The sequence below is a fragment of the Microcoleus sp. S13_C3 genome, assembly GCF_036700905.1.
Classification (GTDB): Bacteria; Cyanobacteriota; Cyanobacteriia; order Cyanobacteriales; family Microcoleaceae; genus Microcoleus.
The window spans coordinates 1-1556 of record NZ_JAUBPT010000346.1; the positions used below are offsets into that span (position 1 = coordinate 1).

Below are 1556 nucleotides of genomic sequence, written 5' to 3' on the forward strand. Positions count from 1 at the left end.
CTATTTGGTATTTTATCCATCATTACAACTATGTTTTGAGCCAATAAATATCTAATCACTACATATTTATTACTACCAATCTTTCTATATAGTTTGTCAGACCAGTCTCATTTCCTACTGCCTTGTATATTTTTGGAGGAAAAACTGTGACCTAGGCCCTCCAAAAGTCTGTATAACTTACGGGACATTGACTCTAGAACGGGTGGCAGAGAATCCCATAATCCTTGAGCGCCAGCTTCATCTTTTTTGCCAATATATACTCCTACAATTTCTTTGGTTGAGGCCTCAATTGCCAGCTCTTTCCACTGCTTGTTATCCTTATTGCCCACAAATGACCACATTTCATCACATTGAATTGTTAGCTTCCCTTTCTTTTTTGACTTCACTTATACTTCTCTTTTTACAGCTCCTAATTTTTTATTAACATAGTATTGCAACCACCGTTCCGAAACCCCAGTCGCCCTCACAATCCCAGCCAGAGATATCTTTTCTAATAAAAGTCTATCTATCAACTCTTTTGTTGCTGATGAAATCGGTTGATGTCTGGGAGTCATAACGAATTGTCTTCGACAATCTCGACATTTAAAATTTTGCTAATCGCTAGCGAGTGCGACCCTTTTTCAATATGTATTCAGAGTTACACTTGGGACAGTTCATAAGCTAAAATTTAAGGTAGGTTAAAAGAATAAAATTATAACACATTTTCCTTGCTAAGCTGTTCTGCATTTAAATTGTATATTTCGATCCCTGATTAAAAATCGTCAAATCCTCTCCCCCGATCCCCATCGGAGCCTCTCCCTCTCTCATACCATAGGCAATCTAGATGCAACACAGCTTATGCAGGACTACCGCTGGGGCAATCCGCAGTCTTTGGGGCATTGAAAATAGCTTACATTGGACATTAGATGTTAGATTTTCGCTCAGACAAGAGTCGCATTCGCAAAGATCATTCTCCCGACAATTTTGCACTTCAATCGGAGGCTAGCCATAAATTTACGGAAACAATAAAAAACTTCTAAACAAAGTCTAAAAATGCAACGCTATCGAGCGGGAATGGATAATAATTATTTAGTTCAAATTTTAAACTCTGCCAGCTAACGCTCAAAATCTAACACCCATCTATTGTGAAAATTATCCGGGTTTAAAAACTTTATATAGCAATCCTCGCATCAGTTTCAATAACTGGTTAACTTCCAAGCTCTGCCTGGGAACCGATGTAAGCGAGGCTCTGCCTCGGCCCAGACTATGGAGGCAGAGCCTCCGGATAGGCGTTACCAGGCTCTGCCTTGTAACGAGTATAATCATTTAGGATTGCTATAAATGCTTAAATTTTTGATTTAATCTGCTTAATTGGGGTTAAATTTAATAATTTCAAGAAGGTTTTTTTAGTTATTTGCTAATGTACAAATCCACATTTTCGTCAAATTAATTTAGATGCGTTTACCCTGCTCTCGCAACTATGCTAATTTACTGCCTTGCTGGTCGATGCGAGGCTCGATTGTTGAAGAGTTTCGGTTGTCGGAAGCAACAGCAGGAGCGCTTTCTTTGAGGTTGCA

2 protein-coding genes are annotated in these 1556 nt (G+C 38.9%); both read right to left on the reverse strand.

Annotation, left to right across the window (positions count from 1 at the left end; genetic code table 11):
* Nucleotides 1–107 precede the first annotated feature (107 nt).
* Nucleotides 108–386, reverse strand: coding sequence for a hypothetical protein (locus tag QUA16_RS36615; RefSeq protein WP_333109712.1), 279 nt, complete (start codon nt 384–386; stop codon nt 108–110).
* Nucleotides 387–554 carry a hypothetical protein gene (locus QUA16_RS36620; RefSeq protein WP_333109710.1) on the reverse strand — a complete coding sequence of 56 codons (168 nt, stop codon included), beginning with the start codon at nt 552–554 and terminating at the stop codon, nt 387–389.
* Nucleotides 555–1556: the final 1002 nt, after the last annotated feature.

Bases quoted from the DNA above. Each gene is read 5' to 3' on its own strand.
- QUA16_RS36620 (WP_333109710.1), bottom strand. From the start codon at position 554: ATGACTCCCAGACATCAACCGATTTCATCAGCAACAAAAGAGTTGATA.